General features: G+C 63.8%; 29 protein-coding genes, 1 tRNA gene and 1 riboswitch. Of the genes, 19 read left to right on the forward strand and 11 right to left on the reverse strand.

The window, feature by feature from the left end; genetic code table 11:
* Window positions 1–103: 103 nt before the first annotated feature.
* The 3 genes from kynB to kynA are packed head-to-tail and all read left to right on the forward strand — an operon-like array spanning window position 104 to window position 2,894.
* On the forward strand, window positions 104–730 hold the full coding sequence (gene kynB, locus NCS28_RS11065) for an arylformamidase (RefSeq protein WP_250513866.1): 627 nt from the start codon (window positions 104–106) through the stop codon (window positions 728–730).
* A gap of 26 nt (window positions 731–756) precedes the next feature.
* Window positions 757–2,007 carry a kynureninase gene (kynU, locus tag NCS28_RS11070; RefSeq protein WP_250513867.1) on the forward strand — a complete coding sequence of 417 codons (1,251 nt, stop codon included), beginning with the start codon at window positions 757–759 and terminating at the stop codon, window positions 2,005–2,007.
* A gap of 11 nt (window positions 2,008–2,018) precedes the next feature.
* Window positions 2,019–2,894: a tryptophan 2,3-dioxygenase gene (kynA, locus tag NCS28_RS11075; protein WP_250513868.1), complete on the forward strand. Its 876-nt coding sequence runs from the start codon at window positions 2,019–2,021 to the stop codon at window positions 2,892–2,894.
* A gap of 4 nt (window positions 2,895–2,898) precedes the next feature.
* On the opposite strand, the gene NCS28_RS11080 is transcribed toward kynA, so the two are convergent.
* Entirely contained in the window at window positions 2,899–3,699 is an 801-nt protein-coding gene (locus NCS28_RS11080; RefSeq protein WP_250513869.1) for an IclR family transcriptional regulator, read from the reverse strand.
* 144 nt (window positions 3,700–3,843) lie between these two features.
* Here NCS28_RS11080 and NCS28_RS11085 point away from each other — a divergent pair, with 144 nt between their 5' ends.
* The 4 genes from NCS28_RS11085 (at window position 3,844) to NCS28_RS11100 (ending at window position 6,672) form a co-directional block, all read left to right on the forward strand.
* Window positions 3,844–5,034 (forward strand): acyl-CoA dehydrogenase, encoded by a 1,191-nt coding sequence (locus NCS28_RS11085; RefSeq protein ID WP_250513870.1) that lies wholly within the window; start codon window positions 3,844–3,846, stop codon window positions 5,032–5,034.
* 257 nt (window positions 5,035–5,291) lie between these two features.
* The gene (locus NCS28_RS11090) at window positions 5,292–5,594 is read left to right on the forward strand and encodes an ElaB/YgaM/YqjD family protein (RefSeq protein ID WP_250513871.1); all 303 of its coding nucleotides are present in this window, start codon (window positions 5,292–5,294) and stop codon (window positions 5,592–5,594) included.
* Between the two features lie 178 nt (window positions 5,595–5,772).
* Window positions 5,773–6,153, forward strand: coding sequence for a phage holin family protein (locus NCS28_RS11095; RefSeq protein WP_250513872.1), 381 nt, complete (start codon window positions 5,773–5,775; stop codon window positions 6,151–6,153).
* Window positions 6,154–6,174: 21 nt separating this feature from the next.
* A complete protein-coding gene (locus NCS28_RS11100) occupies window positions 6,175–6,672 on the forward strand; it encodes a DUF3318 domain-containing protein (protein ID WP_250513873.1) in 498 nt (165 codons plus the stop codon).
* Window positions 6,673–6,682: 10 nt separating this feature from the next.
* Here NCS28_RS11100 and NCS28_RS11105 read toward each other — a convergent pair whose 3' ends face one another.
* The 7 genes from NCS28_RS11105 to glyA all read right to left on the reverse strand — a co-directional run bounded on the left by NCS28_RS11105 (window position 6,683) and on the right by glyA (window position 11,257).
* Window positions 6,683–7,147 carry a type IV pilin protein gene (locus NCS28_RS11105; protein ID WP_250513874.1) on the reverse strand — a complete coding sequence of 155 codons (465 nt, stop codon included), beginning with the start codon at window positions 7,145–7,147 and terminating at the stop codon, window positions 6,683–6,685.
* A gap of 9 nt (window positions 7,148–7,156) precedes the next feature.
* Window positions 7,157–7,639 carry a pilus assembly PilX family protein gene (locus tag NCS28_RS11110; protein ID WP_250513875.1) on the reverse strand — a complete coding sequence of 161 codons (483 nt, stop codon included), beginning with the start codon at window positions 7,637–7,639 and terminating at the stop codon, window positions 7,157–7,159.
* Complete coding sequence (locus NCS28_RS11115; RefSeq protein WP_250513876.1) at window positions 7,636–8,424, reverse strand: PilW family protein; 789 nt, start codon at window positions 8,422–8,424, stop codon at window positions 7,636–7,638. Before NCS28_RS11115 ends, NCS28_RS11110 begins: the two co-directional genes overlap by 4 nt.
* Entirely contained in the window at window positions 8,421–8,804 is a 384-nt protein-coding gene (locus NCS28_RS11120) for a type IV pilus modification PilV family protein (RefSeq protein WP_250513877.1), read from the reverse strand. Before NCS28_RS11120 ends, NCS28_RS11115 begins: the two co-directional genes overlap by 4 nt.
* Window positions 8,801–9,343 carry a GspH/FimT family pseudopilin gene (locus NCS28_RS11125; RefSeq protein ID WP_250513878.1) on the reverse strand — a complete coding sequence of 181 codons (543 nt, stop codon included), beginning with the start codon at window positions 9,341–9,343 and terminating at the stop codon, window positions 8,801–8,803. The genes NCS28_RS11120 and NCS28_RS11125 overlap by 4 nt, the downstream gene beginning before the upstream one ends.
* A 165-nt stretch (window positions 9,344–9,508) precedes the next feature.
* Window positions 9,509–9,991, reverse strand: coding sequence for a transcriptional regulator NrdR (nrdR, locus tag NCS28_RS11130; protein WP_250513879.1), 483 nt, complete (start codon window positions 9,989–9,991; stop codon window positions 9,509–9,511).
* 18 nt (window positions 9,992–10,009) lie between these two features.
* A complete protein-coding gene (gene glyA, locus NCS28_RS11135) occupies window positions 10,010–11,257 on the reverse strand; it encodes a serine hydroxymethyltransferase (RefSeq protein WP_250513880.1) in 1,248 nt (415 codons plus the stop codon).
* A 166-nt stretch (window positions 11,258–11,423) separates the two neighbouring features.
* Window positions 11,424–11,522, reverse strand: a riboswitch (ZMP/ZTP riboswitch).
* 206 nt (window positions 11,523–11,728) lie between these two features.
* Here glyA and ydfG point away from each other — a divergent pair.
* The 11 genes from ydfG to NCS28_RS11190 all read left to right on the forward strand — a co-directional run bounded on the left by ydfG (window position 11,729) and on the right by NCS28_RS11190 (window position 20,485).
* Window positions 11,729–12,475, forward strand: coding sequence for a bifunctional NADP-dependent 3-hydroxy acid dehydrogenase/3-hydroxypropionate dehydrogenase YdfG (ydfG, locus tag NCS28_RS11140; RefSeq protein ID WP_250513881.1), 747 nt, complete (start codon window positions 11,729–11,731; stop codon window positions 12,473–12,475).
* Window positions 12,476–12,602: 127 nt separating this feature from the next.
* A complete protein-coding gene (ybgC, locus tag NCS28_RS11145; protein ID WP_250513882.1) occupies window positions 12,603–13,064 on the forward strand; it encodes a tol-pal system-associated acyl-CoA thioesterase in 462 nt (153 codons plus the stop codon).
* A gap of 165 nt (window positions 13,065–13,229) precedes the next feature.
* On the forward strand, window positions 13,230–13,907 hold the full coding sequence (gene tolQ / locus NCS28_RS11150; protein WP_016346195.1) for a protein TolQ: 678 nt from the start codon (window positions 13,230–13,232) through the stop codon (window positions 13,905–13,907).
* A 13-nt stretch (window positions 13,908–13,920) separates the two neighbouring features.
* Window positions 13,921–14,364, forward strand: a complete 444-nt coding sequence (gene tolR, locus NCS28_RS11155; RefSeq protein ID WP_250513883.1) for a protein TolR — start codon at window positions 13,921–13,923, stop codon at window positions 14,362–14,364.
* Entirely contained in the window at window positions 14,361–15,452 is a 1,092-nt protein-coding gene (tolA, locus tag NCS28_RS11160) for a cell envelope integrity protein TolA (protein ID WP_250513884.1), read from the forward strand. The genes tolR and tolA overlap by 4 nt, the downstream gene beginning before the upstream one ends.
* Window positions 15,453–15,570: 118 nt before the next feature.
* Window positions 15,571–16,863 (forward strand): Tol-Pal system beta propeller repeat protein TolB, encoded by a 1,293-nt coding sequence (tolB, locus tag NCS28_RS11165; protein WP_250513885.1) that lies wholly within the window; start codon window positions 15,571–15,573, stop codon window positions 16,861–16,863.
* 55 nt (window positions 16,864–16,918) lie between these two features.
* Window positions 16,919–17,425 (forward strand): peptidoglycan-associated lipoprotein Pal, encoded by a 507-nt coding sequence (gene pal / locus NCS28_RS11170; protein WP_008342807.1) that lies wholly within the window; start codon window positions 16,919–16,921, stop codon window positions 17,423–17,425.
* Between the two features lie 33 nt (window positions 17,426–17,458).
* Entirely contained in the window at window positions 17,459–18,208 is a 750-nt protein-coding gene (ybgF, locus tag NCS28_RS11175; protein WP_250513886.1) for a tol-pal system protein YbgF, read from the forward strand.
* 143 nt (window positions 18,209–18,351) lie between these two features.
* Window positions 18,352–18,427, forward strand: a tRNA-Lys gene (locus NCS28_RS11180).
* Window positions 18,428–18,578: 151 nt separating this feature from the next.
* Window positions 18,579–19,664, forward strand: a complete 1,086-nt coding sequence (locus NCS28_RS11185; RefSeq protein ID WP_250513887.1) for a helix-turn-helix transcriptional regulator — start codon at window positions 18,579–18,581, stop codon at window positions 19,662–19,664.
* The gene (locus tag NCS28_RS11190) at window positions 19,661–20,485 is read left to right on the forward strand and encodes an SIR2 family NAD-dependent protein deacylase (RefSeq protein WP_250513888.1); all 825 of its coding nucleotides are present in this window, start codon (window positions 19,661–19,663) and stop codon (window positions 20,483–20,485) included. Before NCS28_RS11185 ends, NCS28_RS11190 begins: the two co-directional genes overlap by 4 nt.
* Here the strand turns inward: NCS28_RS11190 and NCS28_RS11195 are convergent.
* Window positions 20,473–23,931 (reverse strand): ATP-binding protein, encoded by a 3,459-nt coding sequence (locus NCS28_RS11195; RefSeq protein ID WP_250513889.1) that lies wholly within the window; start codon window positions 23,929–23,931, stop codon window positions 20,473–20,475. The two genes, NCS28_RS11190 and NCS28_RS11195, sit on opposite strands and share 13 nt — an antisense overlap.
* 3 nt (window positions 23,932–23,934) lie before the next feature.
* A complete protein-coding gene (locus NCS28_RS11200; protein ID WP_250513890.1) occupies window positions 23,935–25,191 on the reverse strand; it encodes a metallophosphoesterase family protein in 1,257 nt (418 codons plus the stop codon).
* A 171-nt stretch (window positions 25,192–25,362) separates the two neighbouring features.
* Between NCS28_RS11200 and NCS28_RS11205 the strand changes: the two genes are divergently transcribed.
* Window positions 25,363–25,617 (forward strand): hypothetical protein, encoded by a 255-nt coding sequence (locus NCS28_RS11205; protein WP_250513891.1) that lies wholly within the window; start codon window positions 25,363–25,365, stop codon window positions 25,615–25,617.
* On the opposite strand, the gene rsmA is transcribed toward NCS28_RS11205, so the two are convergent.
* Window positions 25,599–26,423, reverse strand: coding sequence for a 16S rRNA (adenine(1518)-N(6)/adenine(1519)-N(6))-dimethyltransferase RsmA (gene rsmA, locus NCS28_RS11210; protein ID WP_250490303.1), 825 nt, complete (start codon window positions 26,421–26,423; stop codon window positions 25,599–25,601). The two genes, NCS28_RS11205 and rsmA, sit on opposite strands and share 19 nt — an antisense overlap.
* Window positions 26,424–26,430 lie beyond the last annotated feature (7 nt).

The following is a 26,430-nucleotide window of genomic DNA, read 5'->3' on the forward strand; positions in this document are numbered from 1 at the left end:
TATGTTCTAAGCGCGACACTTTTGGGTGGTTATTTCGCAAGCACGTTTCGAGATAACGCGACTATGATTTGACGCAACTTCACAAATTCTGTTAGGGCGCGTCATGACGCTTCTGGACATTTCGCCACCGATCGGCACCGCCACTCCCGTCTGGCCGGGCGACACGCCGGTCGGCATCGAGCGCGTTTGGCGGATGGAAGCGGGCTCGCCCGTCAACGTCGCTCGGCTCACGCTCTCGCCGCACACCGGCGCGCACGCCGACGCGCCGCTTCACTACGACGAGCACGGCAAGCCGATAGGCGAAGTCGCGCTCGATACGTACCTCGGCGAGTGCCGTGTACTGCACTGCATCGGTGCTTCACCGCTCGTGACGCCCGAGCACGTCGCCGCGCATCTCGACGGCATTCCGGCGCGCGTTCTGCTGCGCACGTACGCGAACGCGCCGCTCGATGCATGGGACAGCGCCTTCACCGCCGTCGCGCCGGAAACCATCGACTTGCTGGCGAAACGAGGCGTGAAGCTCGTCGGCATCGACACGCCGTCGCTCGATCCGCAAGACTCGAAGACGATGGATGCGCACAAGCGCATCCGCGCCCACGGCATGGCGATCCTCGAAGGCATCGTGCTCGACGCCGTCGCGCCCGGCGACTACGAACTGATCGCGCTGCCGCTCAAATTCTCGACGCTCGATGCGAGTCCGGTTCGCGCCGTCCTGCGTTCGCTTTCCTGATGATCTACAAAAATATGGACTTTTCGATGAAACATCGTGACGAAGCCGCGTCTCTCGACCGCGACGATCCGCTTGCCGCGCTGCGCGGCCAGTTCGCCTTGGCCGATGGCGTGATCTATCTCGACGGCAATTCGCTCGGCGTGCCGCCCAAAGCCGCCGCCGCGCGCGCCGCCGAGGTGATTGCCGCCGAATGGGGCGAAGGCCTGATCCGCAGCTGGAACACGGCGGGCTGGTTCGCGCTGCCCAAGCGCCTCGGCAACAAGCTTGGCCCCCTGATCGGCGCGGGCGAGGACGAGGTCGTCGTGACGGACACGATTTCCGCGAATCTCTTCAAGATCCTGTCGGCCGCGCTCAAGCTCGCGAACGAGCGCGATCCGAAGCGGCGCGTGATCGTCTCCGAACGTTCGAACTTTCCGACCGATCTATACATCGCGCAGGGTTTGATCGAGCAGCTCGATCGCGGTTATGAACTGCGCCTCGTCGACGATCCTTCGGAATTGCCGTCCGCCATCGACGAAAACACCGCCATCGCGATGATCACGCACGTCAACTACCGCAGCGGCTACATGCACGACATGGCCGCGCTCACGCAGACGATTCATCGCGCGGGCGCGCTCGCCGTCTGGGATCTGGCGCATTCGGCGGGCGCGGTGCCGGTCGATCTTAACGGCGTCGGCGCGGACTACGCGGTAGGTTGCACGTACAAGTACCTGAACGGCGGACCGGGCTCGCCCGCGTTCGTGTGGGTGCCGAAGCGCCATCAGAACGCGTTCTCGCAGCCGCTCTCCGGCTGGTGGGGACACAGGAAGCCGTTCGAGATGAACCCGGTGTATCGGCCGGACGACGGCATCGGCCGGTTTCTTTGCGGCACGCAGCCGATCGTGTCGATGTCGCTCGTCGAATGCGGGCTCGACGTGTTCCTGCAAACCGACATAGAGACGCTGCGCCGCAAGTCGCTCGCGTTGAGCGATCTCTTCATCAGGCTGGTCAAGGAACGCTGCGGCGACTTCCCGCTCTCGCTCGCGACGCCGCGCGAGCATGCACGGCGCGGTTCGCAGGCGAGTTTCGAGCATCCGAACGGCTATGAGGTGATGCAGGCACTGATCGCGCGCGGCGTGATCGGCGATTATCGCGAGCCGCGCATTCTGCGCTTCGGCTTCACGCCGCTCTACACGCGTTTCGTCGACGTGTGGGACGCCGTCGAGATTCTGCGCGACGTGCTCGCGACCGAAAGCTGGCGCGCGCCCGAGTTCGCCGAGCGCGCATCGGTGACCTGAGGACATCGATCATGAACGAAACCAAGGGCTGTCCCTTCGGCCACGGCGCTGTGGAAACCGCGCAGGAAAAAGGCTGGCACGATGCCAAGCTAGATTTCTCCGATTCGATGAGCTACGGCGATTACCTCGGCCTCGATTCGATCCTCAACGCGCAACATCCGCTCTCGCCGGATCACAACGAGATGCTGTTCATCGTGCAGCATCAGACGAGCGAGCTATGGATGAAGCTCGCGCTCTACGAGTTGCGAGCGGCGCTGGCGGCCGTGCACCGCGATGAACTGCCGCCCGCGTTCAAGATGCTCGCGCGCGTCTCGCGCATCTTCGAGCAACTGGTGCAGGCGTGGAACGTCCTCGCGACGATGACGCCCTCCGAATACACCGCGATGCGCCCATATCTCGGGCAGTCGTCGGGATTTCAGTCGCATCAGTATCGGCAGATCGAGTTCATGCTCGGCAACAAAAATGCGCAGATGCTCAAGCCGCATGAGCATCGCCCGGAAATTCTCGAACAGGTGCGCGAGACGCTCGAAGCGCCCTCCTTCTACGACGAAGTGATCCGCTTGCTGGCTCGACGCGGCTTCGACATCGATCCGAAGCGGCTCGAGCGCGACTGGACGCAGCCGACGACGCACGATCCGTCGGTCGAGGCGGCGTGGCTCGCGGTGTATCGCGATCCGTCGCATCACTGGGATCTGTACGAGATGGCCGAAGAGCTCGTCGATCTGGAAGACGCATTCCGGCAATGGCGCTTCCGGCATGTGACGACGGTGGAGCGCATCATCGGCTTCAAGGGCGGCACGGGCGGCACGGCGGGCGCGTCGTATCTGCGCAAGATGCTCGATGTCGTGCTGTTTCCGGAGCTCTGGCACGTCCGGACCGTGCTCTGAACCGCTACGCGAGACGCGCGGCCAGCGCCTTCAGCCTCGGGCCGATCGTCTCGCGAAAATACGCCTCGTCCATCGACGACGCCGGGCCGCTGCTCGACAGCACGAGCCAGCGCCCGTTGCGCAGGTCGCGAAACGGCGCGGCGATGGCGTTGACGTCGTCGTGCCATTCGCGGAACGAATAACAGCAGCCGTCGCGCGCGAAGTCTTCTATCGCGCGGCGGGCGGCATCGACGATTGCCGTGTCTGCGTTTTTCGCGAGTTCGTCGAACAGCGCCTCGCGCGCCGCCGATTCCTGCACCGCGAGATACGCGCGGCCCATCGAGCTCGTGAGCATCGACAGGCGCGAACCGGGCGCAAGGCCGAGCGTCAGCGCCGTCTCGCTGCGAATGGTTTCCAGATAGATCATGTCGAGTCCGTCGCGGCAGCCGAGCGATACCGCCGCGCCGATCTCCCGCGCGAGCTCGCGCATGTGCGGGCGGGCAAGTTCCAGCGTGTCGGCACCCGCGAGCAGCGTGAAGCCGAGCGACAGCACGCCCGTGTCCAGCGCGTATTTGCCTGCGGGTTCGTCGAAGCGCAGATAGCCGAGCGTCGTCAGCGTGTAGGCGAGACGATTGACAGTCGCCTTCGGCAAGCCGGTGCGTTCGACGAAATCGCGATTGCCGAGCAGCGTCTCGCCGGGACGAAACGCGCGCAGCAGATCGAGCCCGCGTGCGAGCGCGACGACGAACTTGCGGTCGTCGATGTCCTCGGGCGATGGATGGCGCGATGAAATCGACGCGGAATTTCGGCTGGAATCGGCTGGCATCGGATGCTAAACTCGGACTGGATTTGCAAAACATTGTTTCGCCTAGCGGAACTCATGTCAAGCGCCGCGCGCGCCGGCGATCGGGGAAACTACATGGATCCCGACACGCTTTCGGCGCTTTTCGATGAAATCAGGAGATAGCACATGGCCGACGCCGCCCGATTTAACTGGGAAGACCCGCTCTTGCTGGATCAGCAACTGACCGAAGACGAACGCATGGTGCGCGACGCCGCGCACGCTTACGCGCAGGACAAGTTGCAGCCGCGCGTCATGCAGGCGTTTCGCGAGGAAAAGACCGATCCTTCGATCTTCCGCGAGATGGGCGAACTGGGCCTGCTCGGACCGACGATCCCCGAGCAATACGGCGGTCCGGGTCTCAACTACGTCTGCTACGGCCTGATCGCGCGCGAAGTCGAGCGCGTGGATTCGGGCTATCGCTCGATGATGTCAGTGCAATCGTCGCTCGTGATGGTGCCGATCAACACGTTCGGCAGCGAGGCGCAGAAGGAAAAATATCTGCCGAAGCTCGCGCGCGGCGAGTGGATCGGCTGCTTCGGCCTCACGGAGCCGAACGCGGGCTCCGATCCGGCCAGCATGACGACGCGCGCGAAGAAGGTGCAGCACGGCTTCTCGCTCTCCGGCACGAAGATGTGGATATCAAACTCGCCGATCGCGGATGTGTTCGTCGTCTGGGCGAAGCTGGAGGAAGACGGCCGCGACGAGATTCGCGGTTTTATCCTGGAGAAAGGCTGGAAGGGTCTGTCGGCGCCGGCGATTCACGGCAAGGTCGGCTTGCGTGCGTCGATCACCGGCGAAATCGTGATGGACGAAGTCTTCGTTCCTGAAGAGAACATCCTGCCGGACGTGCGCGGCCTGAAAGGTCCGTTCACCTGCCTGAACTCGGCGCGCTACGGCATTTCCTGGGGCGCGCTCGGCGCGGCGGAAGCATGCTGGCATACGGCGCGGCAATACACGCTGGATCGCAAGCAGTTCGGCCGCCCGCTCGCGGCCAATCAGCTGATCCAGAAGAAGCTCGCCGACATGCAGACCGAAATCACCCTTGGCCTTCAAGGCGTGCTGCGCCTCGGCCGCATGAAGGACGAAGGCACGGCGGCCGTCGAGATCACGTCGATCATGAAGCGCAATTCGTGCGGCAAGGCGCTCGACATCGCCCGGCTCGCGCGCGACATGCTCGGCGGCAACGGCATCTCCGATGAATTCGGCGTCGCGCGTCATCTCGTGAATCTCGAAGTGGTGAATACGTACGAAGGCACGCACGACATTCACGCGCTGATCCTGGGCCGCGCGCAGACGGGCATCCAGGCATTTTTCTAAGCAAGCCTGGTCACGATCCGAAAGGGCCGGCGCAATGTGCGTCGGCCCTTCGTCTTTCTGCCGTTTGTAACTTTCGATACGCGACTGAAACTTTTACGGGTCAGATCGTATCCATTTCAAGCGATGTCCATGTTTCGACGAGGCGCGAGGCGACTGGAACGGAACCTGCGTCAATCCGCCCGGCAGGATGCACGCCTCCTCGTCAGCGATCCCATCTTTGGTTACGATGCGCGTAACCTCACCGATTGGAGCCTTTAATGTCAGAACTCAACAAGGAGCGATTCATGTCGGATATCAAAACCGTACTCGCTGACGCCGAAGATCTCTTGAAGCAAGCGGCTACCGCCACCGGTGAACGCGCTTCCGAACTGCGCGAGACAGCCCTCACGCGCCTCAAGCAAGCGAAGGAAAAAGCCGCCGACGCGCAGGTCGTCGTGATCGAGCGAGGCAAGAAAGCCGCGCGCGCCACCGACGATTACGTGCACGAGCATCCGTGGGCGTCTATCGGCATTGCGGCGGGACTCGGCATGGTGATCGGGCTTCTGATCAACCGCAAGTAACGGCCGTTTCATCTCGATGGCCCGCGGATTGCTAACCTGCTTCTAGTCGCGGTCCCGTTGAACTGAACCGCGAGCGCCTTGCCCGGGCGCGCGGCTCGACACTCGCACCGGCCGGCCGCTTAATGCGCCGACCGGAACCACAAAAAAGCGGCATCAACGCGCTTCTCGCATACAAGCCATGACGACCGATCGGCCCACGCAGCAATCGTCCCCCGGACCGCTGCGACGAATTCTGAGCTCCGCCTTCGCCATCTTCGAGACGCGCCTTGAACTCATCGGTATCGAGCTTCAAGAGGAGAAGGAGCGTCTCCTCGGCGTGCTTTTCCTCGGACTCGCCGCAATGATGCTCGCGATGATGGCGCTCATCTCGCTGACGGTGCTGATCGCCATTTTCTTCTGGGACACCTATCGCTGGCAGGCGCTCGGCGGCATCACGCTGCTGTATGCGCTGATTGCCATTGCGTGCGGTCTACGCGCGCGCAGCAGTCTGCTCGATGCACCGAACATGTTCGACGACACGCTCGCCGAATTCCGCAAGGACCGCGACACGTTCCGCTGATCTCCGCGCCCGACCCAAGCCATGAGCCAACACGAAGACACCTTCAAATCGCCCAAGCGCGACAAAATGCAGAAACTGCGCACGCCGCACATGCGCGCGCTGCGCAAGGAACTGCTGATCGCCCGCGCGGATGTCGAGCGCATGGAATTGCGGCAAGCCACACACGATCTGCGCTCGTCCGTCACGCATTTCAGTTTCCTGCGCTTCCTTCTGCCGGGCGGCGGCTCGCGAGGCTGGGGCAAGCGCCGCGCGTCGTCGGGCGGTATCGGCGGCGTGCTCCGTTCGCTGCTCGGCTCGGGCAATATCGGACTGCTGCTCAAGCGGTACCCGATCGTCGGCTCGGTCGCGTCGCTCGTTCTCACCAAACCCGTGAGGACGAAGTTGCTGCACAGCGCCAAGCCCGTGCTCAAATGGGGTGGCCTCGCGCTTGCCGGATGGGAAGGCTGGCGCATCTATCAGCAGATGAAGAACGCCGCGCCCGAGACTTCGACCGACGCCGTCGATCCGACCGTCTTCTGATTTCATCGCATCAACCCTTTCCCGCCCAGCAGGACGTCGACTGTGCCGCATCGAGCGGCGTGGTCGATCCGGGCGGGTGATTCCAGCGTAGTCCGGTCGCGTCGATGACGAAGGCGCCGCAAGCGTCGTCCTGCATCGCGCCGGGTGCGACGGGCACGGCTTCGATCGCATAGCCGCCATTCGTCGGCGATTCCGGCAGCACCGCGACGCTGTAGGCCGCCGTCCCGCTGGGCGGCGCGCGATCGAAACCGGCGCCGAGCGTGAGCGTTTCACCGCTTTCCGACGTTTGCGCGAGCCGCGTCGTTTCGACGAACTGAACTGCGCGCGTCAATGCCGACGCCGCGTCGAGTCGATGCGCCTTCGCCACATGCGTTCGATACGTGGGAATGGCGAACGTCGCGATGATCGCGGCGACGCCCAGCGCAATCACCAATTCCAGCAGGCTGAAACCCTTTTTGTTCTTGCGTCCGTTCATGTCGTTTCCTCAAAACGGCCTGGCGACGACGCGCCGCCAGTGCTGCGTGCTCACGCCATCGGCGATATCGGTCCGAAGCTGAAGCCACGCCTCCGAATCCGCAGTCGCGCCGAAACCTCGCGACGTGACCAGATAGGATCCGCTTCCCCACGATTCGATCAGACACTGCGGCGCGCGACGCGCATACGGCCAGGCCGGAAACGGCGTGATCGCGGCGGCGGTCGGCCCTTCGAACGATGTCTTCGCGCGCCATCGGGACGGTTCGTCCTTCGACTGGCTCGTCGACGGCAGCGCGAGGGACAGCATCCGGCTGCATCGGATCAGCGCGCTGTCCGCTGCATGGAACGCCTGCGCGCGCTCACGCGTCGCGATGGTCGCGCGGCCCGCCACGGTCGATGTCTGCAACCAGGCGCTTGCGGTCACCAGCATCATCGCTGTGAGGATCAGGACGATCGGCAACGTGGCGCCGTGTGTTCGCGAACGTCGCTTCATTGCGCGCCTCCGGATGTCATCGCCGGCGAATTGCGTATCGCGATGCGCCGCCAGAAAACCTGGCGAACGCGGCCGTCGTCGGCATACGTCGGCGAGCCGTTGCAATCGACATAGTTCGTTCTCCGCTTTGCGTTCGCGGCGAACCCACGTACGACGACGCAAATGTCCGCGCCGTAGACATCGCGCCAGCGGTCGCGCGCGATACCCGAAGCGTCCAGTGACGATGGCGCGCCCGCCCGCCAGTACATCACGCGAATCCGTTCGATGCCTTCGACCATCGGCTGGGACTGCTTGCCGCCGCCCTCGCAGTAAAGCTCGGGCTCGCCGGTCGAACTGCTGGCCTTCGCATAAAAGCGATTCGTGACGATGGCATCGGAGACGGTCTGGCCGATGCAATCCGTCGGCACGCCTGTGCTCGACGGCCATGTGGACACGACGTCGGCGGCGTAGCGAACTTGCAGGCCGTCGGAATGTCCGGCAAGCGACTCGCACGATGCCGCCGACTCCGCGCCGACGACGCGGCCTTGTGCGCAACCGAATATCGATGCTTCGACGTTGGAATCCGGTCCGGACGCGAAACCGGCCATCTGAAGTTGCTGGCCCAGCATGTCGAGCGCGGTCGATCCGGCTTCGTGGATGCGGGCGGCGTCGGCGGCGCGATCGAACGCGGCGCGCTGCCCGCGATAAAGCGATAGCGACGCCGTCACGATCAACATGCCGAGCGCGAGCGCGATCGTCATTTCGAGCAGCGTATGGCCGCGCGATGAGAAGCAGCGTGAAGTCATCGCGCGAACGCCACCGCGATGCACGAAGTGAGCGGTTTTGCCTGCGGCTCGGGGCACGGGTCGGACCGATCTTCAGCACGCCAGCTCACCGTCGCGATACGCACGGCGTCCGCACGATCGGAGACCGTGACATCGCCCGCGGGCAGCATCGACGACGCCCTCGCCTGCCATTGCGACACGATCGCGGCCCGGTCCGCGTCGCGGCGAATGCCTTCGACGACCGAATCCGCGATCAGCGCCGCACGTTCGCGCAGCAAAGCCGCCCGCTCGCCGCGCGCGAGCGCGCTTTGCACGGCGACGAGCCCGAGCGCGCTGACCGCCGCGAGCGTCAACGCGATCATCACTTCGATCAGCGAATCGCCCCGCTGTGCGCCCTTCATGCCGACGCTCCGCAAGCGCCCTGCGTCATGCGTGCCCGGCCGCCTGCCGCGAGCCGTATGCATCGACGGGATGTGGCATTCGCGGCCGAATCTGCGCCGCGCGGACCGAGGTCGAAACTGCGGAATCCGCCGATCACTTGCCCCGCGGGCGGCGTGAAAGACAGTTCGGTCGATGTCCCGGCGATGGCGACCGACGTCATCGCCGGCTGCATGCGCAGGAGCGTCGAAACGCCATCGCGATCGACGAACAGGCCCCATCCGCACGACCAGTCGGTGACGCCGGCCTCGCAGCTTCGCCCGGCCGTCAGGCAATGACGCGACGCATCGATCCGGCAAAGCGTGACGCGCGCGCCGCGTTTTACGGCTTCGGCATGGGCCAGCGAGAGCGTGGAGAAGAGCGAGCGCGCCCGCGCATCGACCTGATCGCGCAGCTGCCAAGCGACGAACGACGGCGCGGCGAACGTCGCAAGGATCGCCATCACGGCGAGCACCACGCACAGTTCGACGAGCGTGAAACCTTGATTTGAAGCGTTGATCATCTGCAATCCTTATCGATCGAATCGAGCCGAAAGACGCAATCTAGCGAAAAGGAATGCACGCCGCCATTAGCCGAATGGCCGAGTGTTCACGCCGCCCGATGCCCGGCACACTGCGCGAGCGAATGACAGAAAATCAGGCTTGGGAGGGAAACGATGCGGAACGGATCAGCGCTTGCGCGAAGTCGATTTCTTCGGCGCGGCACGCCGGAATTCTTCGAGCACGTCTTCGAATTCGGAGACGTCTTCGAAACGCTTATAGACAGAAGCGAAACGCACGTAAGCGATGGTATCGAGCTGTCGCAACTCGTTCATGACGAGTTCGCCAAGACGTTCGCTCTGTACTTCGCGCTCGCCGCTGCCGAGCAGCTGATACTCGATGCGCGACGCGGCGGCGTCGATCGCGTCGGCTGCGACCGGACGCTTTCTCAGCGCAAGCTGCATGCTCGCGACGATCTTGCGACGGTCGAACTCGGTGCGGCTGCCGTCCTTCTTGACGACAGTCGGCAGCGCCAGTTCGACGCGCTCATACGTGGTGAAGCGCTTGTCGCACGCGGGACAGCGCCTTCGCCGCCGAATGGCCGCGCCATCCTCCGACACGCGAGAATCCACGACCTGGGTATCTTCGTGTCGGCAAAATGGGCAGCGCATCGGCGTTGTGCTCGCGAATTAACGGTAGACCGGAAAACGCTTGGTCAGGTCGGCCACTTGCGCGCGCACGCGCTCGATGTTCGCCTGGTCTTCCGGATTGTCGAGCACGTCGGCGATCAAGTTGCCGACGATCTCAGCTTCCTTCGTGCCGAAGCCGCGCGTGGTCATCGCGGGCGAGCCGAGGCGCACGCCGCTCGTGACGAACGGCTTTTCCGGATCGTTCGGAATGGCGTTCTTGTTGACCGTGATATGCGCGGCGCCGAGCGCGGCTTCCGCGGCCTTGCCGGTGATCTTCTTCGCGCGCAGATCTACGAGCATCACGTGGCTTTCAGTGCGGCCCGATACGATGCGCAGGCCGCGCTTCACCAGCGTTTCCGCAAGCACGCGCGCGTTGTCGATCACGGCCTGTTGATAAGTCTTGAATTCCGGCGACAGCGCTTCCTTGAACGCGACGGCCTTCGCGGCGATCACGTGCATGAGCGGTCCGCCCTGAATGCCCGGGAAAATCGCCGAGTTGATCTGCTTCTCGAATTCGGCCTTCATCAGGATCACGCCGCCGCGCGGGCCGCGCAGGCTCTTGTGCGTCGTCGTGGTGACGAAATCGGCGTGCGGCACCGGGTTCGGATATACGCCCGCTGCGACGAGACCGGCATAGTGCGCCATGTCGACCATGAAGTAAGCGCCGACGCTCTTCGCGATCTTCGACAGACGCTCGAAGTCGATCTTCAGCGCAAACGCCGACGCGCCCGCGACGATCAGCTTCGGCTTGTGTTCCTTGGCGAGCGCTTCGGTCTTTTCGTAGTCGATGTCTTCGGCCTCGTTCAGGCCGTAGCTCACGACGTTGAACCACTTGCCCGACATGTTGACCGGCGAGCCGTGCGTCAGGTGACCGCCTTCGGCGAGGCTCATGCCCATGATCGTGTCGCCCGGCTTGAGCACGGCGAAGAACACGCCCTGATTGGCTTGCGAGCCCGAGTTCGGCTGGACGTTCGCGGCTTCGGCGCCGAAGAGCTGTTTCACGCGGTCGATTGCGAGTTGCTCGACGATGTCGACATACTCGCAGCCGCCGTAGTAGCGCTTGCCGGGATAGCCTTCGGCGTATTTGTTCGTGAGTTGCGAGCCCTGCGCGGCCATCACGGCCGGGCTCGTGTAGTTTTCCGACGCGATCAGCTCGATGTGATCTTCCTGGCGACGGTTTTCCTGCTCGATCGCCTTGAGCAATTCGGGATCGACATTGGCGAGGGTACTTTCGGCTCTGTCAAACATACGTTTTCCGTGAGATCAAAACAGGTTGACCGGATCGCGCGTGCGCCACGTTCGAAGCAGACGCAAAAGACGCTGGAAACCGATGGAGTCCAGGCGCGACGGATAGAGGATGAATCCGGTTTCGCGGAACGGACAGCCACCGGCAACGCAGCGACGGCGTGCGGATCTCAGCTGCCCAGGCGAACGGCAAAACGACGCTCCGCGCTTCCTGGTGGGTCGCTCCACCTTGAATCCGAAGATTCTATCGCCAGTCACGCGGGGTTTGAGCGTTGTAGTTTAATGGGCGGACTTGCTTTAGGCAACCGGCTTCCCGACCATTTCAGGGCGCATATAGGCGCCTCAAAAGCACGATCGTTCGCACCCGCGATTGCTTGCCGCGCCGCATCAATGGAAGTACCCTTTGCGCCGTCGACGGACGCGCTTCCCGGCGCGCTCCGGCTTTACTCATCTCATTCCGTTCGGAGTCCGCTCATGATCGTTTTTGTCACCGGCGCGTCTGCCGGATTCGGCGCTGCCATCGCGCGCACTTTCGTGAAAGGCGGCCATCGCGTAATCGCCGCCGCGCGCCGCAAGGAGCGGCTCGTCGCGCTGTCGAACGAGCTCGGCGACGCGCTTCTGCCGGTCGAGCTCGACGTGCGCGACGAAAACGCGGTGCGCAACGCCATAGCGTCGCTGCCGGAAGCGTTCGCCCAGATCGATGTCCTCGTGAACAACGCCGGTCTCGCGCTCGGTCTCGAACCCGCGCAACGCGCAAATCTCGACGACTGGAAGAACATGATCGACACGAACTGCACGGGTCTCGTGACCGTCACGCACGCGATCCTGCCGGGCATGATCGAGCGGAATCGCGGCCACGTGTTCAATATGGGCTCGGTGGCCGGCACGTATCCGTACATCGGCGGCAATGTGTATGGCGCGTCCAAGGCGTTCGTGCGGCAGTTCAGCCTGAACCTGCGTGCCGACATCGCCGGCACCGCGCTGCGCGTGACCGACATCGAACCGGGACTGGTGGGCGGCACCGAGTTTTCCAACGTGCGCTTCAAGGGCGACGACAGCAAAGCCGCGACGGTCTATAAAGACGTGCAGGCGCTCACACCCGAGGACATCGCCGATGCGATCTACTGGATCGCAACGCGCCCCGCGCACGTCAACATCAACGCAATCGAGATGATGCCGATCGCGCAAAGCTTCGCTCCGTTGCAAATTCACCGCGGCTGAATCCGAGATATGCCTAAGGATTTGGCAGTCGTGCTTCCGGTTCCGGTAAAATGCCGCCGATGAATATTTGTCAAAAAGCAAGCCGGAGCGCGCTCGAGCGCCTCCGCGCGTGCGGAGCGGCGCAAAGGTGAGTGATCCGTTGACTTTCGAATGGCCGGTTCGGGTGTATTACGAGGACACCGACGCCGGCGGCATCGTCTTCTACGCGAACTACCTGAAGTTCTTCGAGCGGGCGCGCACCGAGTGGTTGCGCGCATGCGGCATCGACCAGCAGCGCCTCGCGGATTCGAACGGCGTCGTGTTCGTCGTGAGACGCACGTCCGTCGAATATTCGTCGCCGGCGCGCCTGGATGACGTCATTCGCGTCTTGAGCCGTATCGAGCGGCTCGGGCGCGCATCGGTGGATTTTCATCAGGAAGCGTGGCGCGACGGCGTGCTGCTCGCGAGCGGCGACATTCGCGTTGCGTCGGTGGATCGCGCGTCGGTTCGTCCGGCCGCCATTCCGGATGCGGTGCTCGACGGATTGAAACGCGGCCCGCACGCCGCGCTCGCCGCCGCGTCATGCGGCGCGAACCAGGATCGAGCCTGAACGATGAACTCATCGCACCCCGAAGCGAACCAATGCATCGGGACAGTGGAAGCACTAACGAGCACGAGCCGGCCGCGGCGCGGCTTTCGTTTGATTCACATCCTTTTCACGAAAGCATGACGCTTTGACCGGACGCCCCTTTTCGGGACGTAACAGCGGACCTTTATGAACAATACACAAGACCTGTCGATCGTTTCTCTCGTCATTCACGCGAGCCTGCTCGCGCAGGCCGTGATGGCGCTGCTGCTGCTGCTGTCGCTGCTGTCGTGGACCTTCATTTTCCGCAAGTGGTTTGCCATTCGGCGCGCGCGCGCGCAAACCGAGCGCTTCGAGCGCGATTTCTGGTCGGGCGGCGACCTGCAGGCGCTCTATCAGAGCGCGGCGAACAACCGCCACACCATCGGCGCGCTCGAACGTATCTTCGAATCCGGCATGCGCGAATTCCTGAAGGGCAAGGAGCGCCGCATCACCGATCCCGGCGCGATCCTCGACGGCTCCCGCCGCGCGATGCGCGCCGCGTTCCAGCGCGAAATGGACGTGCTCGAGGCGAATCTCGCGTTTCTCGCTTCGGTCGGCTCGGTGAGTCCGTATATCGGTCTCTTCGGCACCGTCTGGGGCATCATGAATTCCTTCCGCGGACTCGCAAACGTGCAACAGGCGACGCTCGCGAACGTGGCGCCGGGCATCGCCGAGGCGCTCGTCGCAACCGCGATCGGCCTCTTCGCCGCGATCCCGGCCGTGGTCGCATACAACCGTTACGCGCACGATATCGATCGCCTGGCGATCCGCTTCGAGACCTTCATCGAAGAGTTCTCGAACATCCTGCAGCGTCAGGCGCACTAAGCAAGGAGTCGCGATGGCAGGCCCCATTCGTTCCAGCATGCGCGGCAGTTCGCGCCGCGCAATGTCCGACATCAACGTCGTGCCGTACATCGACGTAATGCTCGTGCTGCTCGTCATCTTCATGGTGACGGCGCCGCTCGTTTCACCGTCCATCATCAACTTGCCGACCGTCGGCAATGCGCAACCGCAGGAGCAGCAGCCGCCGCTCGTCATAAACATCAAGGCGGACGGCAGCATGAACGTCCGCTACAAGGAAGAAGGCGGCGCGACGCAGGAGCAGAAGATGACGAAGGAAGAGTTGAATACCTTCGTGCTCAATCGTCAGGAATCGCATCCGGATCAGCCCGTCGTGATCGCGGCGGACAAGACCGTGAAATATGAAGTCGTGATGAACGTGATGTCCGATATGAAGGCCCGCGGCGTGAAGCGCGTCGGATTGCTCGTCAAATCGCAATGACTCTTTTGCACAGGCAGACACGCGCATCGTCCGCGCGACCGATTCGCCCGCCGCGCGAGCGTGGCACGGGCCGGGCGTTCGCGCTCGCGGCGTTGATGCACCTGTTGCTCGGCTGGCTGCTGTACCACGGCATCAACTGGCAGAACAACACGCCCGCGGGTTCGGAAGCGGAAATCTGGACCGAGATTCCTGACACGTCCACGCCGACTCCCCGCCCCGCTCCGCCGCCGCCCGCCCCGGTCAAGGTGCAGCCCGCACCGCCGCCCGCGAAGGACGAGGACGCGGACATCGCGTTGCAGGAAAAGAAGCGCAAGCAGCAGGAAGCGGCCGCCCGCGAGGCGCAGCTCGCGGAGCAGCGCCGTCAGCAGGAAGAGGCGCGTCAGCAAGCGGAAGAGAAGCGTCAGCAGCAACTCGCCGCAGCGGCCGCCGCGCAGAAGGCGATGCAGGACAAGCAGAAGCAGATCGAGCAGCAGCGTCAGGCCGAACTGCAAAAGCAGCAACAGAAGGCGCAGCAGGACAAGCAGCGCCAGCAACAGCAGGCCGAAGCGCAGAAGCAGGAACAGCTCAAGGACCAGAAGGAACAGCAGGAAGCTAAGGCGAAGGCCGATGCGCAAGCCAAGGCCAAGGCTGAGGCCGACGCCAAAGCGAAGGCTGCGGCGCAGGCGAAAGCCAAGGCCGATGCGGAAGCGAAGGCCAAAGTCGATGCCGAACGCAAGGCGCGCCTCGCGCAACTGCAGGGTCAGCTGGGCGGCGGCACGGCGGGAAGCGGCGAAGGGCTGGCGAAGAGCGGCACCGGCAAGGGCGCGGGCGGCAATGCGACCTCGCCGGGATACGCCGAGAAGGTGCAGCGTCGCGTGCGGCCGAACATCCACTGGGGCGGCGAAACCGCCGGGCTCGAAACGGTTGTTTCAGTTCGCTGCTCGCCTACAGGCACACTGCTATCCGCAGCTATCACCCGTTCAAGCGGTAACGAGCAATGGGACGCGGCAGCGTTGCGTGCAGTACAGAATTCCGACCCGATGCCCGTCGACATCGACGGCAAAGCGCCCGGCTCATTCACGATCACGCTGCGCCCGGCCGGAGGCTGATGCAGTGCTCGCGCGATCGGCATGAGAGCCGCTTTGGGCGGGAACGAATTGTGCGACCGCGGGTCTGTTCTGCAGTCCGCGGACACTTGAAAACGCTTTTATCTGGAACCTATACAGCATGAGTTTGATGACGAAGCTTGGCCTGAAAACGCTGGTCGCATCCTGCCTGATCGCAGCCGGCACCGCCGCACACGCCCAGTTGAACGTACTCGTGACCGGCGTCGGTTCGACCCAGTTTCCGATCGCGACAGCCAATTTCGCCAATGAAGCGAGTTCGCCGCAGCAGGTCAGCGCGATCATTCGGCAAGATCTGCAGAGAAGCGGCAAGTTCACGAATATCGACGCCGGCAGCGCGCCGGTGTCAGAGACCGATTCGGTCGATCTCGGCGCCTGGAAGGCAAAAGGCGCGGACGCGTTCGTTTCGGGCAGCGTGAACAAGCTGCCGAACGGCCAGTACGAAGTGCGCTTTCGTCTCTACGACACCGTCAAGCAGCAGAACCTGGGCGGCCTGTCGCTCGTCAGCGCCGAGAGCGGCCTGCGCATGAGCGCGCACAAGATCGCGGACTACATCTATGCGAAGCTGCTCGGCGGCCGCGGCGTGTTCGCGACGCGTCTGTCCTATGTGATTCAGACGGGCGGCCGTTATCAATTGCAGATTTCGGATTCGGACGGACAGGACGCGAAGATCGCGCTTTCCAGCCCGGAGCCGATCATCTCGCCGGCGTGGTCGCCGGACGGCACGAAGGTGGCATACGTGTCGTTCGAAAAGAAGAAGCCGGTGGTGTACATCCACGATCTGCCGACGGGGCGTCGCGTGGTCGTGTCGAATCAGAAGGGCAACAACAGTGCCCCGGCGTGGTCGCCCGACGGCCGCAAGCTCGCGGTCGCGCTCTCGCGCACCGGCAACACGCAGATTTTCGAAGTCAACGCAGACGGCTCCGGCCTGCGCCGTCTGACACAAGGCAGTTCCATCGACACCGAGCCGTACTACTCTCCTGATGGCAACTCGATTTATTTCACGAGCGATCGCGGCGGCCAACCGCAGATCTACAAGATGCCGGCGGCGGGTGAAAGCGCCGGCGCGGCCCAGCGGGTCACGTTTGCAGGCGCGTACAACACGAGCCCGCGCGTGAGTCCGGACGGCAAGCAACTTGCGTACATTTCGCGCACTGGCGGCGGCTTCAAGCTGTATCTGCAGGACCTCGCGTCCGGCACGGCGACGGGGCTGACCGACACGACGCATGACGAATCGCCGAGCTTCGCGGCGAATGGTCAGTACATCCTCTACGCCACCCAAGTGAACGGACGTGGCGTGTTGGCAGCCGTTTCGACCGACGGTCGTACGCGGCAAGTCTTGTCCGTACAGGGCGGTGTGGTGCGCGAGCCGTCCTGGGGTCCGTTCATGCAATAAGTCCAGCAATAACGTTTCACAAACAACGTTCAGCTACAACACAAGGAGAGGTACCATGATGTCGAAACTTCGTATCGGCCTGGCAGTTGCGATGGTCGGCGCATTGGCGGCGTGTCACTCGGGCGTGAAGCTCGATGAAGGCCAGAACAAAGGTGCAGTCGGCACGCAGCCGAACCCGACGGACGTAAAGCAGGTCAACATCGACCCGCTGAACGACCCGAACAGCCCGCTCGCGAAGCGCAGCATCTATTTCGACTTCGACAGCTATGCCGTGAAGGACGACTATCAGCCGCTGCTGCAACAACACTCGTCGTATCTGAAGAGCCATCCGGAGCGTCACGTCCTGATCCAGGGCAACACCGACGAACGCGGCACGAGCGAGTACAACCTGGCGCTCGGCCAGAAGCGTGCGGAAGCCGTGCGTCGCGCAATGTCGCTGATGGGCGTCGCCGATTCGCAGATGGAAGCCGTGAGCCTCGGCAAGGAAAAGCCGACGGCGACGGGTCACGACGAATCGTCGTGGGCACAGAACCGCCGTGCGGACCTCGTGTACCAGCAGTAATCAACTTAACGTAACCCACGGGTGAGTCGCCCTATGTTGTATCGCTTTCCCTTGCTGCGCGTGGCCGCAGCCGCGTGCGTACTCGGTTCGACGATGCTCAGCGTGCCCGCGCACGCCGGCGTCTTCGACGACAACGAAGCGCGTAAAGCCGTGCTCGACCTGCGCACGAAAACTGATAGCCTGTCCAATCAGTTGCAGGCGGCACAGCGCACGATCCTCGATCAATCGAACCGTATCGACCAGCTCAATCAGCAGGTCGCGACGCTTCGCGGCCAGAACGAGGATCTGGCCAATCAGGTCGGAACGCTGCAAAAACAGCAGAAGGACTATTACGCCGATCTCGACACGCGCTTGAAGAAGTTCGAGCCGCAGCAAGAGACGATCGACGGCGTAACCGGTTCGGTGCAGCCCGGCGAGACGGAAGCGTTCAACGCAGCGTCGACTCAATTCCGTAACGGTGACTATAAGAACGCCGCGGCGTCCTTCAAGGCGTTCGTGGCGAAGTATCCGCAGAGCCCGTATCAGCCCACTGCCCGTTACTGGCTCGGCAATGCGCTCTATGCGCAGCGCGACTACAAGGGATCGACGGCGATCTGGCAGGATCTGGTGAAGAGCTATCCGACGCATCCGCGAGCGCCCGAGGCGTTGCTCGCAATCGCGAACAACCAGATCGAGCAAGGCCAGAAGGCGGCTGCCAAGCAGACGCTGCAACAGATCATCTCGCAGTACTCCGGTACGGAAGTCGCGCAAAGCGCGCAAAGCAAGATGTCGCAGGTGAAGTAAGCGAAGCATCATCGTTCGCGCCTCTCGAGGAGAATGCCCGCGGGCTATGCAGCCGCGGGCGTTTTTCTTTCGAGAATCAGGCCGTTCTTCGACGAACCGGGTTGACGGCACCCGGAATTTGAGATTATAATTTCGCCTCTTTCGGGTCGTTAGCTCAGCTGGTAGAGCAGCGGACTTTTAATCCGTTGGTCACAGGTTCGAATCCCGTACGGCCTACCAAAGAATCAGGCAGAAAGCCCAGTCATTGCGACTGGGCTTTTTGTTTTGCGCTTTCGCTTCGCTGCGAGCCCGTCCCCGCCTCTCCCTTCGAGACACAAAATGTCTCAACTCTTCCTATAATCGGAGTCGTTCCCGCCACCCTTGCGCGTCCATGACCTCCAGCCTCGACGAAGCCATCCTCCGCGTGCTGCCCACTGAACGGGACGCGACCGCCTGGCTGTCGACGCCCGAAGTTCGCAGGCGTCTCGAAGAGCGCGGGCATCGCGTCGGCTATACGAAGAAGGTGCAGCGCCATCTGACCGCGCTGGAAGCCGATTCGCGCGTCGTGTCGATGCTCAACGGCCGCGAACTGCTCTGGCAGCGCAAGCCGTGGCTGCACGGGTTGCAGGAAGGCGTCAGCGGGCTGATGAGCGCGTCCGAAGCGGTGGCGTTTCACATTCTTCAGCGCTTCGCGGGCAACAAGCTGCCGAACGCCGTCACGCGCGACATCGATCCGCTCTTCAAGGCTGCCGAATCGCGGCTGTCGCAGGAAAAGGCGGACAGCCGCATTTATCGCGCGTGGGCGGACAAGATCGATTCCGTCGACGGCGCCTTCACGCTGATCCGCCCGAAGCTGCGTCCGGAGATCTTTCAGACTGTCGCGACCGCTACGTTCTTCGAGCGTGAACTGCTCGTGCAATATCGGCCGGCGTACAAGGCGGAGCAACAGCCCGAACCAGGCAACGATCCGAAGACGAAGACGCTCTGGCCGCTTGCGCTCGTCGAATCGGCCGGCGTGATGTACATGGTCGCGCAAGACCCGAATCGCGCGCCGCGTCCGGAGAAAGGCGAAACGGAATGGACGCGCGCGCTCTACCGGCTCGAGCGCATCCGCTCGGTGGCGGAGTCCGGCGAATCCTTCACGTACCCCGACGATTTCAAGCTGCGCAAATACATCGAGACGCAGCAGGTGTTCGACTTCCTGCCCGAGCCGCCGGTGCTGCTCGAACTCGCCTTCGAAGGCAACGCGGGTAATCAGTTGCGCGAATCGCCGATGTCGAAGGATCAGCAAATCGACAGCCTTCCCGATGGCCGCATGAAAGTCACGGGCACCGTGACGCCGAGTCTCAAGCTGCGCTGGTGGCTGCGCGCGCTGGGCGCGGGCGTCGAGATTCTCGCGCCGCAAGGTCTGCGCGATGAATTCGCGGAAGACTATCGCAAGCTCGCGAGCCGCTATGTTCAGGCAGACTCGCAATGAACGACGCCGCGCACTTCGAGCAGGCAAGTGAATGGATTCGTCATGCCGACGGCCTGCTGATCACCGCGGGCGCGGGCATGGGCGTCGACTCCGGGCTGCCGGATTTTCGCGGTCCTGAAGGCTTCTGGCGCGCATACCCGGCGTTGCGGCGTCACGGCTTTTCGTTCGAGGAGATGGCAAATCCCGAAGGCTTCGTGCGGCATCCGCGGCTCGCGTGGGGCTTTTATGGGCACCGACTCGCGCTGTATCGCGCGACCGCGCCGCATGACGGCTTCCATGTGCTGAAGCGCTGGGACGCGCGCATGCCGCACGGCGCGTTCGTCTTTACGAGCAATGTCGATGGCCAGTTCCAGCGCGCGGGCTTCGCGCCCGAGCGCGTGGCCGAGTGTCACGGCGCGATCGATTCGCTGCAATGCATCGACGCTTGCACGAACGACATCTGGTCCGCCGAGGGCTTCGATCCGATCGTCGACGAGACGCGCTGCGAGCTCGTCAACGACATGCCGCGCTGCCCGCATTGCGGCGCGCTCGCGCGTCCGAACATCCTCATGTTCGGCGACTGGCACTGGATCGGCACGCACACCGCGCAACAGGAGCAAAGGCTGGCTGCCTGGCTGCACGGCGTGACGAGCCTCGTGGTCATCGAGCTTGGCGCGGGGCGCGCGCTGCCGACGGTCCGGCGCTTCAGCGAGCGCAACGGACCGCGCGTGATCCGTATCAATCCACGCGAGCACGCGACTGCGCCGGGCTTGGGCGTAGGCATCGCCGGCGGCGCGCGCGAGACGCTGATGCGGCTCGACCGCATGCTTCAGCCCATATAACGCACGTTGACCTGCGGCCCGAACACGTCGCGCACGATATCGACCAGATGATCGTGATGGCTCAGGAAGATCACCTGCGTGCGTTTGGCGATCTGCGCGAGCACGCGCAGGCCGGCACGCGCGCGGCCATCGTCGAAATTGATGAAGAGATCGTCGGCGACGAACGGCAACGCCGACGCCTTCTCGCCATGTTCCTCCAGCGCCGCGAGCCGCAGCGCGAGATAGAGCTGATCGCGCGTGCCTTCGCTCATCCCGGCGATGTCGACATGTTCGCCGCTCGCGCGGATCGCGGACAGCGCCATCGGCTGTCGATCGTAGTCGACGACGAGCCGCGAGAACATGCCAAGCGTGAGCTCCGAGAAGATCGTGCTCGCGCGTGAGAGCATCGGGCCCTGACGGCGCTCGCGATAGCGGTCGATCGCCCACTTGAGCAGCGTCGAAGCCGTCTCGACCTTCACGAAGCGTTCGGCGGCATCGGCCATCGCGGCGAGCGCTTCCTGGCGCTTCGCTTCGGCGCGCGCGGCATTCGCTTCGCCTGCAATGGCGTCGAGTTCCCGGCGTGCGGCATCGAGCGCGGTTGCGGTGTCGGTCGCGATTTTCACGGACTCGGTGAGCGCCGCGCCAATACGCGACAGCTCCGCCTGCACGTTCGGCATGTCCGCGCCCTCCACTTCCGCGACGAGTTCGTCGAGCGACAGGCCATCGCCGCCCTTGATGAGCGCGGCGCGCGCGTCGTCCACATCGGCGATCAGCTCGCGCTTTTTCTGCGACTGAACGATCAACGCCTGGAGCACGTCGGGCGTATCGACGCCGGCCAGATCGTAGAGCGGACGCAGCATGGCCTTCGCTGCTTCCACGTCGGCGCGGGCGTGGCTCACCTGTTCGCTCGCCGACGCATGCTCCTTCTTCAAGCGCTCCAGTTCGGCGTGTGCGGCAGACGCGCGATCGAGGCGTGCCGACAGCTCCGTCGCGATCGCGTTCGCATCGAATGTTGCGAGCGATTCGTCGAGTTCGCGCGCGAGTTGCGATGCCTCGGCGTCGAGTGCGGCGAGTTCGGCGCGCTTGGCGTCGATCTGTCCGCTGCGGATGGTTTCGATCTGCGTCAGCTGCTCGCCGATCCTCTTCACGATCTCGATGGCCGCTTCGGCCGCCGCCTGCGAATCCGCCACATTCGCGAAACCCGCTTTCGCGATCGCCTCCGACCACTCGCGTTGCCAGCGCTCGAATGCTTCGCGAGCCGCTTTCGCAGCGCCTTGCCGCGCGATGCGCTCGGCGTGCGTTTCGTCGAGTTGCGTCGAGAGATGACGCCGCTTCATCGCCGCCTCGTCGATCGCGCCGATGTGCGTCTCCGCCACGTCGCACAACATGTCGAGATCGGCGCGCGCATCGGGCTGTGCGCCCGCTTCCGCGAGATGTCGCGCGAGTTCGTCGCGCCGCGCGTCGGAATCGGCGGATTCGCGCGCGAGTTCTTCGGTGCGCGCATCGAGCGCCTGCGCCGCCGCCAGCGCCTTGTCGCGCGATGCGATCCATGACGGCGCATCGTCGAGCGACATGTCCGCGATATGCGATTGCGCGGCGAGCGCGCGCCACGCGTCGTCGAATGTCGTCAGCGCCGATTCGGCTTCGCGCGCGCTCTGTTCGCGCCGCGCGAGCGTCGATTCTTCGCTCGCGACACGGCGCTTCAATGCCGCAAGCTGCGTCGCGTAACCGACAGAGCCGAGCTGACGATCGGCCAAGCCATCCGCAGAATGCATCGCAGTTTCGAAGCCGGATGCGGCGTCATCGAGCGCCAAGTCGCCGGACTTGATCGCGTGCCACGCCGCATCGCGCGACGCGCGTGCTTCGCGCACCTGATCGCTCGTCACGACATCGTGTGTTTCGACCAGATCGTCGAGCTCGGTGCGCGTGACGTGGAGCGTGTCCTGCCCTTCCTTCGCGCGATCGGCCGCGAGCGTCAGCCGCGCGACCAGATCTTGCCGTTCCGCGCGCAGTGCGGCGAGGCGCTCGGCTGTCGGGAGCGACAGCGCCTTCAATTCGTCGATGGAGCGTGACCATCGGCCGAGCGACGCCATGTTCGCGTCGAGCAGTTGCTTCGCGTCGCGCTTCGCGTCTTCGAGGCGCTTCATCGTCGCGCTCTTGTCGCGATACTTCTGCGCCGCGCGCAACGCGGCACGCAGACCCGGCGACACATCGCCGGCCGCGATCGCCGCCAGCTTCGATTTCAGCGTATCGATCTGCGCCGCGCATTCGTCGGCTGACCGTTCCGCGTTGCGCGCGGCGAGTTCGAGTTCGCCGCGCTCCAGCATCAGACTCGTGACCGTTTGCAGCGCGAGCGCGCCCGGCATCGCGCGGCGCGTGCCCGCCTCGTCTTGCGGCCACCCGAGTTGCGTGCCGTCCCGTGCGACTTGCTTCAGGCGCATCGCGACTTCCTGTTCGAGCCGCGCGATTTCGCTCGCGTGATTCGCGCAGCGCTGTCCCGTGGCGTCGAGGGCACGAATGCGCGCCTGCGCGGCGAGAAGCGCATGATCGATATGGACCGCGCCCAGATCCGCCTGCAACTGTTCGGCTTTTTCCGCGTACACGTCGAACGCGCTCTGCGCGGCCGCGTGCTGCTTCAGCGCGCTTTGCAACGTCGCTTCGGCGTTCGCGGGCAGATCGACGACATCGCCCAGTTCGCGCAATTCCGCTGCCTTCTCGCGCCACACGTTCAAATACGGTGCAACGCGCCTCACGCGTTCGAGCTTGCCGCGCTGTGCTTCGAGTTCCGCGCGGCGCGCGTCCTGCTCGCGGCGCCTTTCTTCCGCTTCTTCGACCGCGTCATGCGCGCGCGTCCACTTCGCAGTGCGCACGCTGGCCAGTTTCAGTTCGTCGGTGGCTTCGTCGTATTGCTTACGGTGGATGTTGTACGCACAGCCTGACTTGCGCTTCGCCCACAGGCCGTCGGCTTCTTCCGCGAGACGCTGGCGCACGTCGCCCAGGCTTGCGATACCCGCCGCAGACTGAAACAGAACCTGCCCGACATCGCTCGATGCATCGAGAATGGCGTCGCCACCGCGCCGAAGCGCCTCGTGATTCAGACAGTACATCTGCTCGAAGAAACCCTTGTCGGCCGCGCCGAGAAACGCTGCCAAAGCATCGGCTGGCAGCGCGTCGCCGTTCGGCGCATTCAGCGACGACTTGCGGCTCTTCGTGCGATGAAACGCGAACGTCTCGCCGCTCGTTTCGATCGACGCACCGAGCCGCAGATCGCTTTGCGGATGCACGAACGCGAGCGGCGAGCTGTGCGGCATGCCGAAGAGCAGCTCGGAAATAGCGTTCTTGATGGTCGATTTGCCGGCCTCGTTCGGACCGACGACGAAGTGGAAATCAAGTTCCACCGCCGGAAACTCGACGGCGTGATCGGTGAACTTGCCGTAGCGGATGAGTTCGAGCTTGCCGATGCGCATGGCTTACTCCGCGTCCGACAACTGCGCGATCAGCCCCGAGCGCACTTCGCCGACGAGCCTAGCGAGTTCGCCGTTGCGCACGTGCTCAAGTTCGGGCACCGACTTATGCAATTCGCTCGGCGCTTGCGCGGCCAGCGCGATGAGCCGTTCCTTAAGCATGCTCAAAAACTCAGGGTCCGATTCGGCTTCGATCAGAAGGCCGTGAAGATCGGCGAGCGCATCGGTGCGGCCGGTTGCCGGTTCGCTGCGCGCGAGCGGCTTGGTCGCGATCTTCACTTTTTCGAGCCACAGCCGGTCGTGGCTGATCGCCGCGATCTGCGCGAGCACTTCCACGCGCAATTGCGTCTCCAGTCCGAACAGCTCGCCGTGCGCCTGTGTCGCGCCGGTGATCGTCACGCGCACCGCGTGCGGCACCGACGACGCGGAAGACTCGACGAGCGCTTCGAGCTCACGCCCGACAGCCAGCGCGACTTCATCGAGCGTGCTTGCCTGCGATGCGTCCACCGTCACGGATTCCCAACGCAGCACGTCGATGAAAAGCCGCTCGACGCTCACCTCCTCCGTATCCGACACCGTGACGATCACCGCGCCGCGCCTGCCCGTCTCGCGGATATTGCGCCCTTGCAGATTGCCCGGAAAAACGATGGTCGATGCGTCCTGCCACATCGCGTAATCGTGCACGTGACCGAGCGCCCAGTAGTCATATTCCTTCGCGTGCAGTTCGGCGACGGAGCACGGCGCGTAGCTCGCGTGCATCGAACCGCCTTCGAGCGCCGTATGCAGCACGCCGATATTGAAATACCCCGCGACAGGCGACGGATACGCGGTGACGAGATTCGTCGTGACCGCCTTTTCCTTGAAGCTATGACCGTGCAACGCGACCTTCAGATCGTCGATGCGAAACGTCTGCGGCTTTCTCGTCGAGAACGTGTGGACGTTGTGGGGCAATCGGAGTTGACTCGTCATCTCGCTCTCGGCGTCGTGATTGCCGAAGAGCACGTAGACCGGAATGCCCGCGCGACGCAGCCGGCCCATTTCGCGGCAAAAGAAGATGCCCGTGTTGTGATCGCGCCAGGTGCCGTCGTAGAGATCGCCTGCGATCACCATGAAATCGACCTGTTCGTCGATCGCCGCCGACACGAGCTTCGAGAAGGCCTCGCGCGTGGCGTTGCGCAGCATGTCCGCGGGTGCGTCCGCGTAGGCGGAAAGGCCGTGCAACGGGCTGTCGAGATGGATGTCCGCCGCGTGAATAAAGCGCATGCTGTCTTCCCTTGAAGGATGTCTTTCTGTCCCGCACCGATGGGGACGACGATCGTAGCAGCCGATCCGGACACATCGCGTCCCGATCGACATTTGCGTGTTCGGGACGCCGAATGTCCCTTCCCGCTCGCAGAATCGGCCGCTCGGATTCAACGCGACACGAGGATAACGATGAACGAAACACTCGAGCGGCACGCCACGATCACGAGCCCCTACACGCTCAGGAATGTCGATGCCGCGATCGGGCATCTGGAGCGCGTGCTGTCGGCGGAAGGTGCGAATTCGCTGTTCGGCCAGACCTACTGGCGCACGCGCGTGCAACAGGTGAGCGCGACGCACGGCTTGCAACGCGAACAGCGCGCGCGACTTGAACGGCTGATGAAATTGCTGACGGATGGCGGCTGCGTTCAGACCTTCGAGCGCTGAACCGCCTGCGCCAGCGCGACAAATTCCGCCACCGGCACTTCTTCGGCGCGGCGCGTGAGATCGAAGCCGAGGGCGTCGAAATCGATCGTGTCGCGATACGCGCCCAGGTTGTTTCGCAGCACCTTGCGGCGTTGCGCGAACGCGGCCTTCACGACGTCGCTCAATACGGTTTCGTCGACCTCGGGCAACTCGTGCGGTGCGAAGGGAATCATGCGCACGATCGCGGAATTCACCTTCGGCGGCGGATTGAACGACTGGGGCGGCACGTCGAGAAGCTTGTCCATCACGTAGCGGTATTGCAGCATCACCGAGAGACGCCCGTAATCCTTGCTCGCGGGCTCGGCGATCATGCGGTCCACCACTTCGTCCTGCAACATGAAGTGCTGGTCGATCACCTTGTGCGCGAACGTCGTCAGGTGAAACAGCAGCGGACTGGAAATGTTGTACGGCAGATTGCCGACGATGCGCAGCGTCGGCTTTTCGTTGTCCTCGCCTTCGAGCGCGAGCGACGCGAAATCGAAATCGAGCGCATCGGCGGAATGCACGACGAGCCTGTCGCCGAAACGCTTTTCCAGACGGCCGATCAGATCGCGATCCAGTTCGACCGCATGCAGCGGCGACTCGGGCGTGGCGAGCCGCGCGATCAGCGGCTCGGTGAGCGCCGCGAGGCCCGGCCCGATCTCCACCATGCGCTCGCCGCGTTTCGGCGCGATCACATCGACGATGGAATCGATCACGCCCTGATCGACTAGGAAGTTTTGCCCGAAGCGCTTGCGCGCGAAATGGCCTTGATGTTTGGTCGACATACTCGTT

This window comes from Caballeronia sp. INDeC2 (assembly GCF_023631325.1).
GTDB lineage: Bacteria > Pseudomonadota > Gammaproteobacteria > Burkholderiales > Burkholderiaceae > Caballeronia.

Coding starts and splice junctions, on each gene's coding strand:
- NCS28_RS11110 (WP_250513875.1), bottom strand. CDS start 7,639: ATGAAGCGACGTTCGCGAACACACGGCGCCACGTTGCCGATCGTCCTG.
- rsmA (WP_250490303.1), bottom strand. CDS start 26,423: ATGTCGACCAAACATCAAGGCCATTTCGCGCGCAAGCGCTTCGGGCAA.
- pal (WP_008342807.1), top strand. CDS start 16,919: ATGATGTCGAAACTTCGTATCGGCCTGGCAGTTGCGATGGTCGGCGCA.
- NCS28_RS11090 (WP_250513871.1), top strand. CDS start 5,292: ATGTCAGAACTCAACAAGGAGCGATTCATGTCGGATATCAAAACCGTA.
- tolQ (WP_016346195.1), top strand. CDS start 13,230: ATGAACAATACACAAGACCTGTCGATCGTTTCTCTCGTCATTCACGCG.
- NCS28_RS11185 (WP_250513887.1), top strand. CDS start 18,579: ATGACCTCCAGCCTCGACGAAGCCATCCTCCGCGTGCTGCCCACTGAA.
- NCS28_RS11120 (WP_250513877.1), bottom strand. CDS start 8,804: ATGAAGGGCGCACAGCGGGGCGATTCGCTGATCGAAGTGATGATCGCG.
- NCS28_RS11095 (WP_250513872.1), top strand. CDS start 5,773: ATGACGACCGATCGGCCCACGCAGCAATCGTCCCCCGGACCGCTGCGA.
- NCS28_RS11190 (WP_250513888.1), top strand. CDS start 19,661: ATGAACGACGCCGCGCACTTCGAGCAGGCAAGTGAATGGATTCGTCAT.
- ydfG (WP_250513881.1), top strand. CDS start 11,729: ATGATCGTTTTTGTCACCGGCGCGTCTGCCGGATTCGGCGCTGCCATC.
- NCS28_RS11080 (WP_250513869.1), bottom strand. CDS start 3,699: ATGCCAGCCGATTCCAGCCGAAATTCCGCGTCGATTTCATCGCGCCAT.
- kynB (WP_250513866.1), top strand. CDS start 104: ATGACGCTTCTGGACATTTCGCCACCGATCGGCACCGCCACTCCCGTC.
- NCS28_RS11100 (WP_250513873.1), top strand. CDS start 6,175: ATGAGCCAACACGAAGACACCTTCAAATCGCCCAAGCGCGACAAAATG.
- nrdR (WP_250513879.1), bottom strand. CDS start 9,991: ATGCGCTGCCCATTTTGCCGACACGAAGATACCCAGGTCGTGGATTCT.
- NCS28_RS11125 (WP_250513878.1), bottom strand. CDS start 9,343: ATGATCAACGCTTCAAATCAAGGTTTCACGCTCGTCGAACTGTGCGTG.
- tolR (WP_250513883.1), top strand. CDS start 13,921: ATGGCAGGCCCCATTCGTTCCAGCATGCGCGGCAGTTCGCGCCGCGCA.
- NCS28_RS11115 (WP_250513876.1), bottom strand. CDS start 8,424: ATGACTTCACGCTGCTTCTCATCGCGCGGCCATACGCTGCTCGAAATG.
- kynA (WP_250513868.1), top strand. CDS start 2,019: ATGAACGAAACCAAGGGCTGTCCCTTCGGCCACGGCGCTGTGGAAACC.
- NCS28_RS11105 (WP_250513874.1), bottom strand. CDS start 7,147: ATGAACGGACGCAAGAACAAAAAGGGTTTCAGCCTGCTGGAATTGGTG.
- ybgF (WP_250513886.1), top strand. CDS start 17,459: ATGTTGTATCGCTTTCCCTTGCTGCGCGTGGCCGCAGCCGCGTGCGTA.
- tolA (WP_250513884.1), top strand. CDS start 14,361: ATGACTCTTTTGCACAGGCAGACACGCGCATCGTCCGCGCGACCGATT.
- NCS28_RS11200 (WP_250513890.1), bottom strand. CDS start 25,191: ATGCGCTTTATTCACGCGGCGGACATCCATCTCGACAGCCCGTTGCAC.
- NCS28_RS11195 (WP_250513889.1), bottom strand. CDS start 23,931: ATGCGCATCGGCAAGCTCGAACTCATCCGCTACGGCAAGTTCACCGAT.
- tolB (WP_250513885.1), top strand. CDS start 15,571: ATGAGTTTGATGACGAAGCTTGGCCTGAAAACGCTGGTCGCATCCTGC.
- kynU (WP_250513867.1), top strand. CDS start 757: ATGAAACATCGTGACGAAGCCGCGTCTCTCGACCGCGACGATCCGCTT.
- NCS28_RS11085 (WP_250513870.1), top strand. CDS start 3,844: ATGGCCGACGCCGCCCGATTTAACTGGGAAGACCCGCTCTTGCTGGAT.
- NCS28_RS11205 (WP_250513891.1), top strand. CDS start 25,363: ATGAACGAAACACTCGAGCGGCACGCCACGATCACGAGCCCCTACACG.
- glyA (WP_250513880.1), bottom strand. CDS start 11,257: ATGTTTGACAGAGCCGAAAGTACCCTCGCCAATGTCGATCCCGAATTG.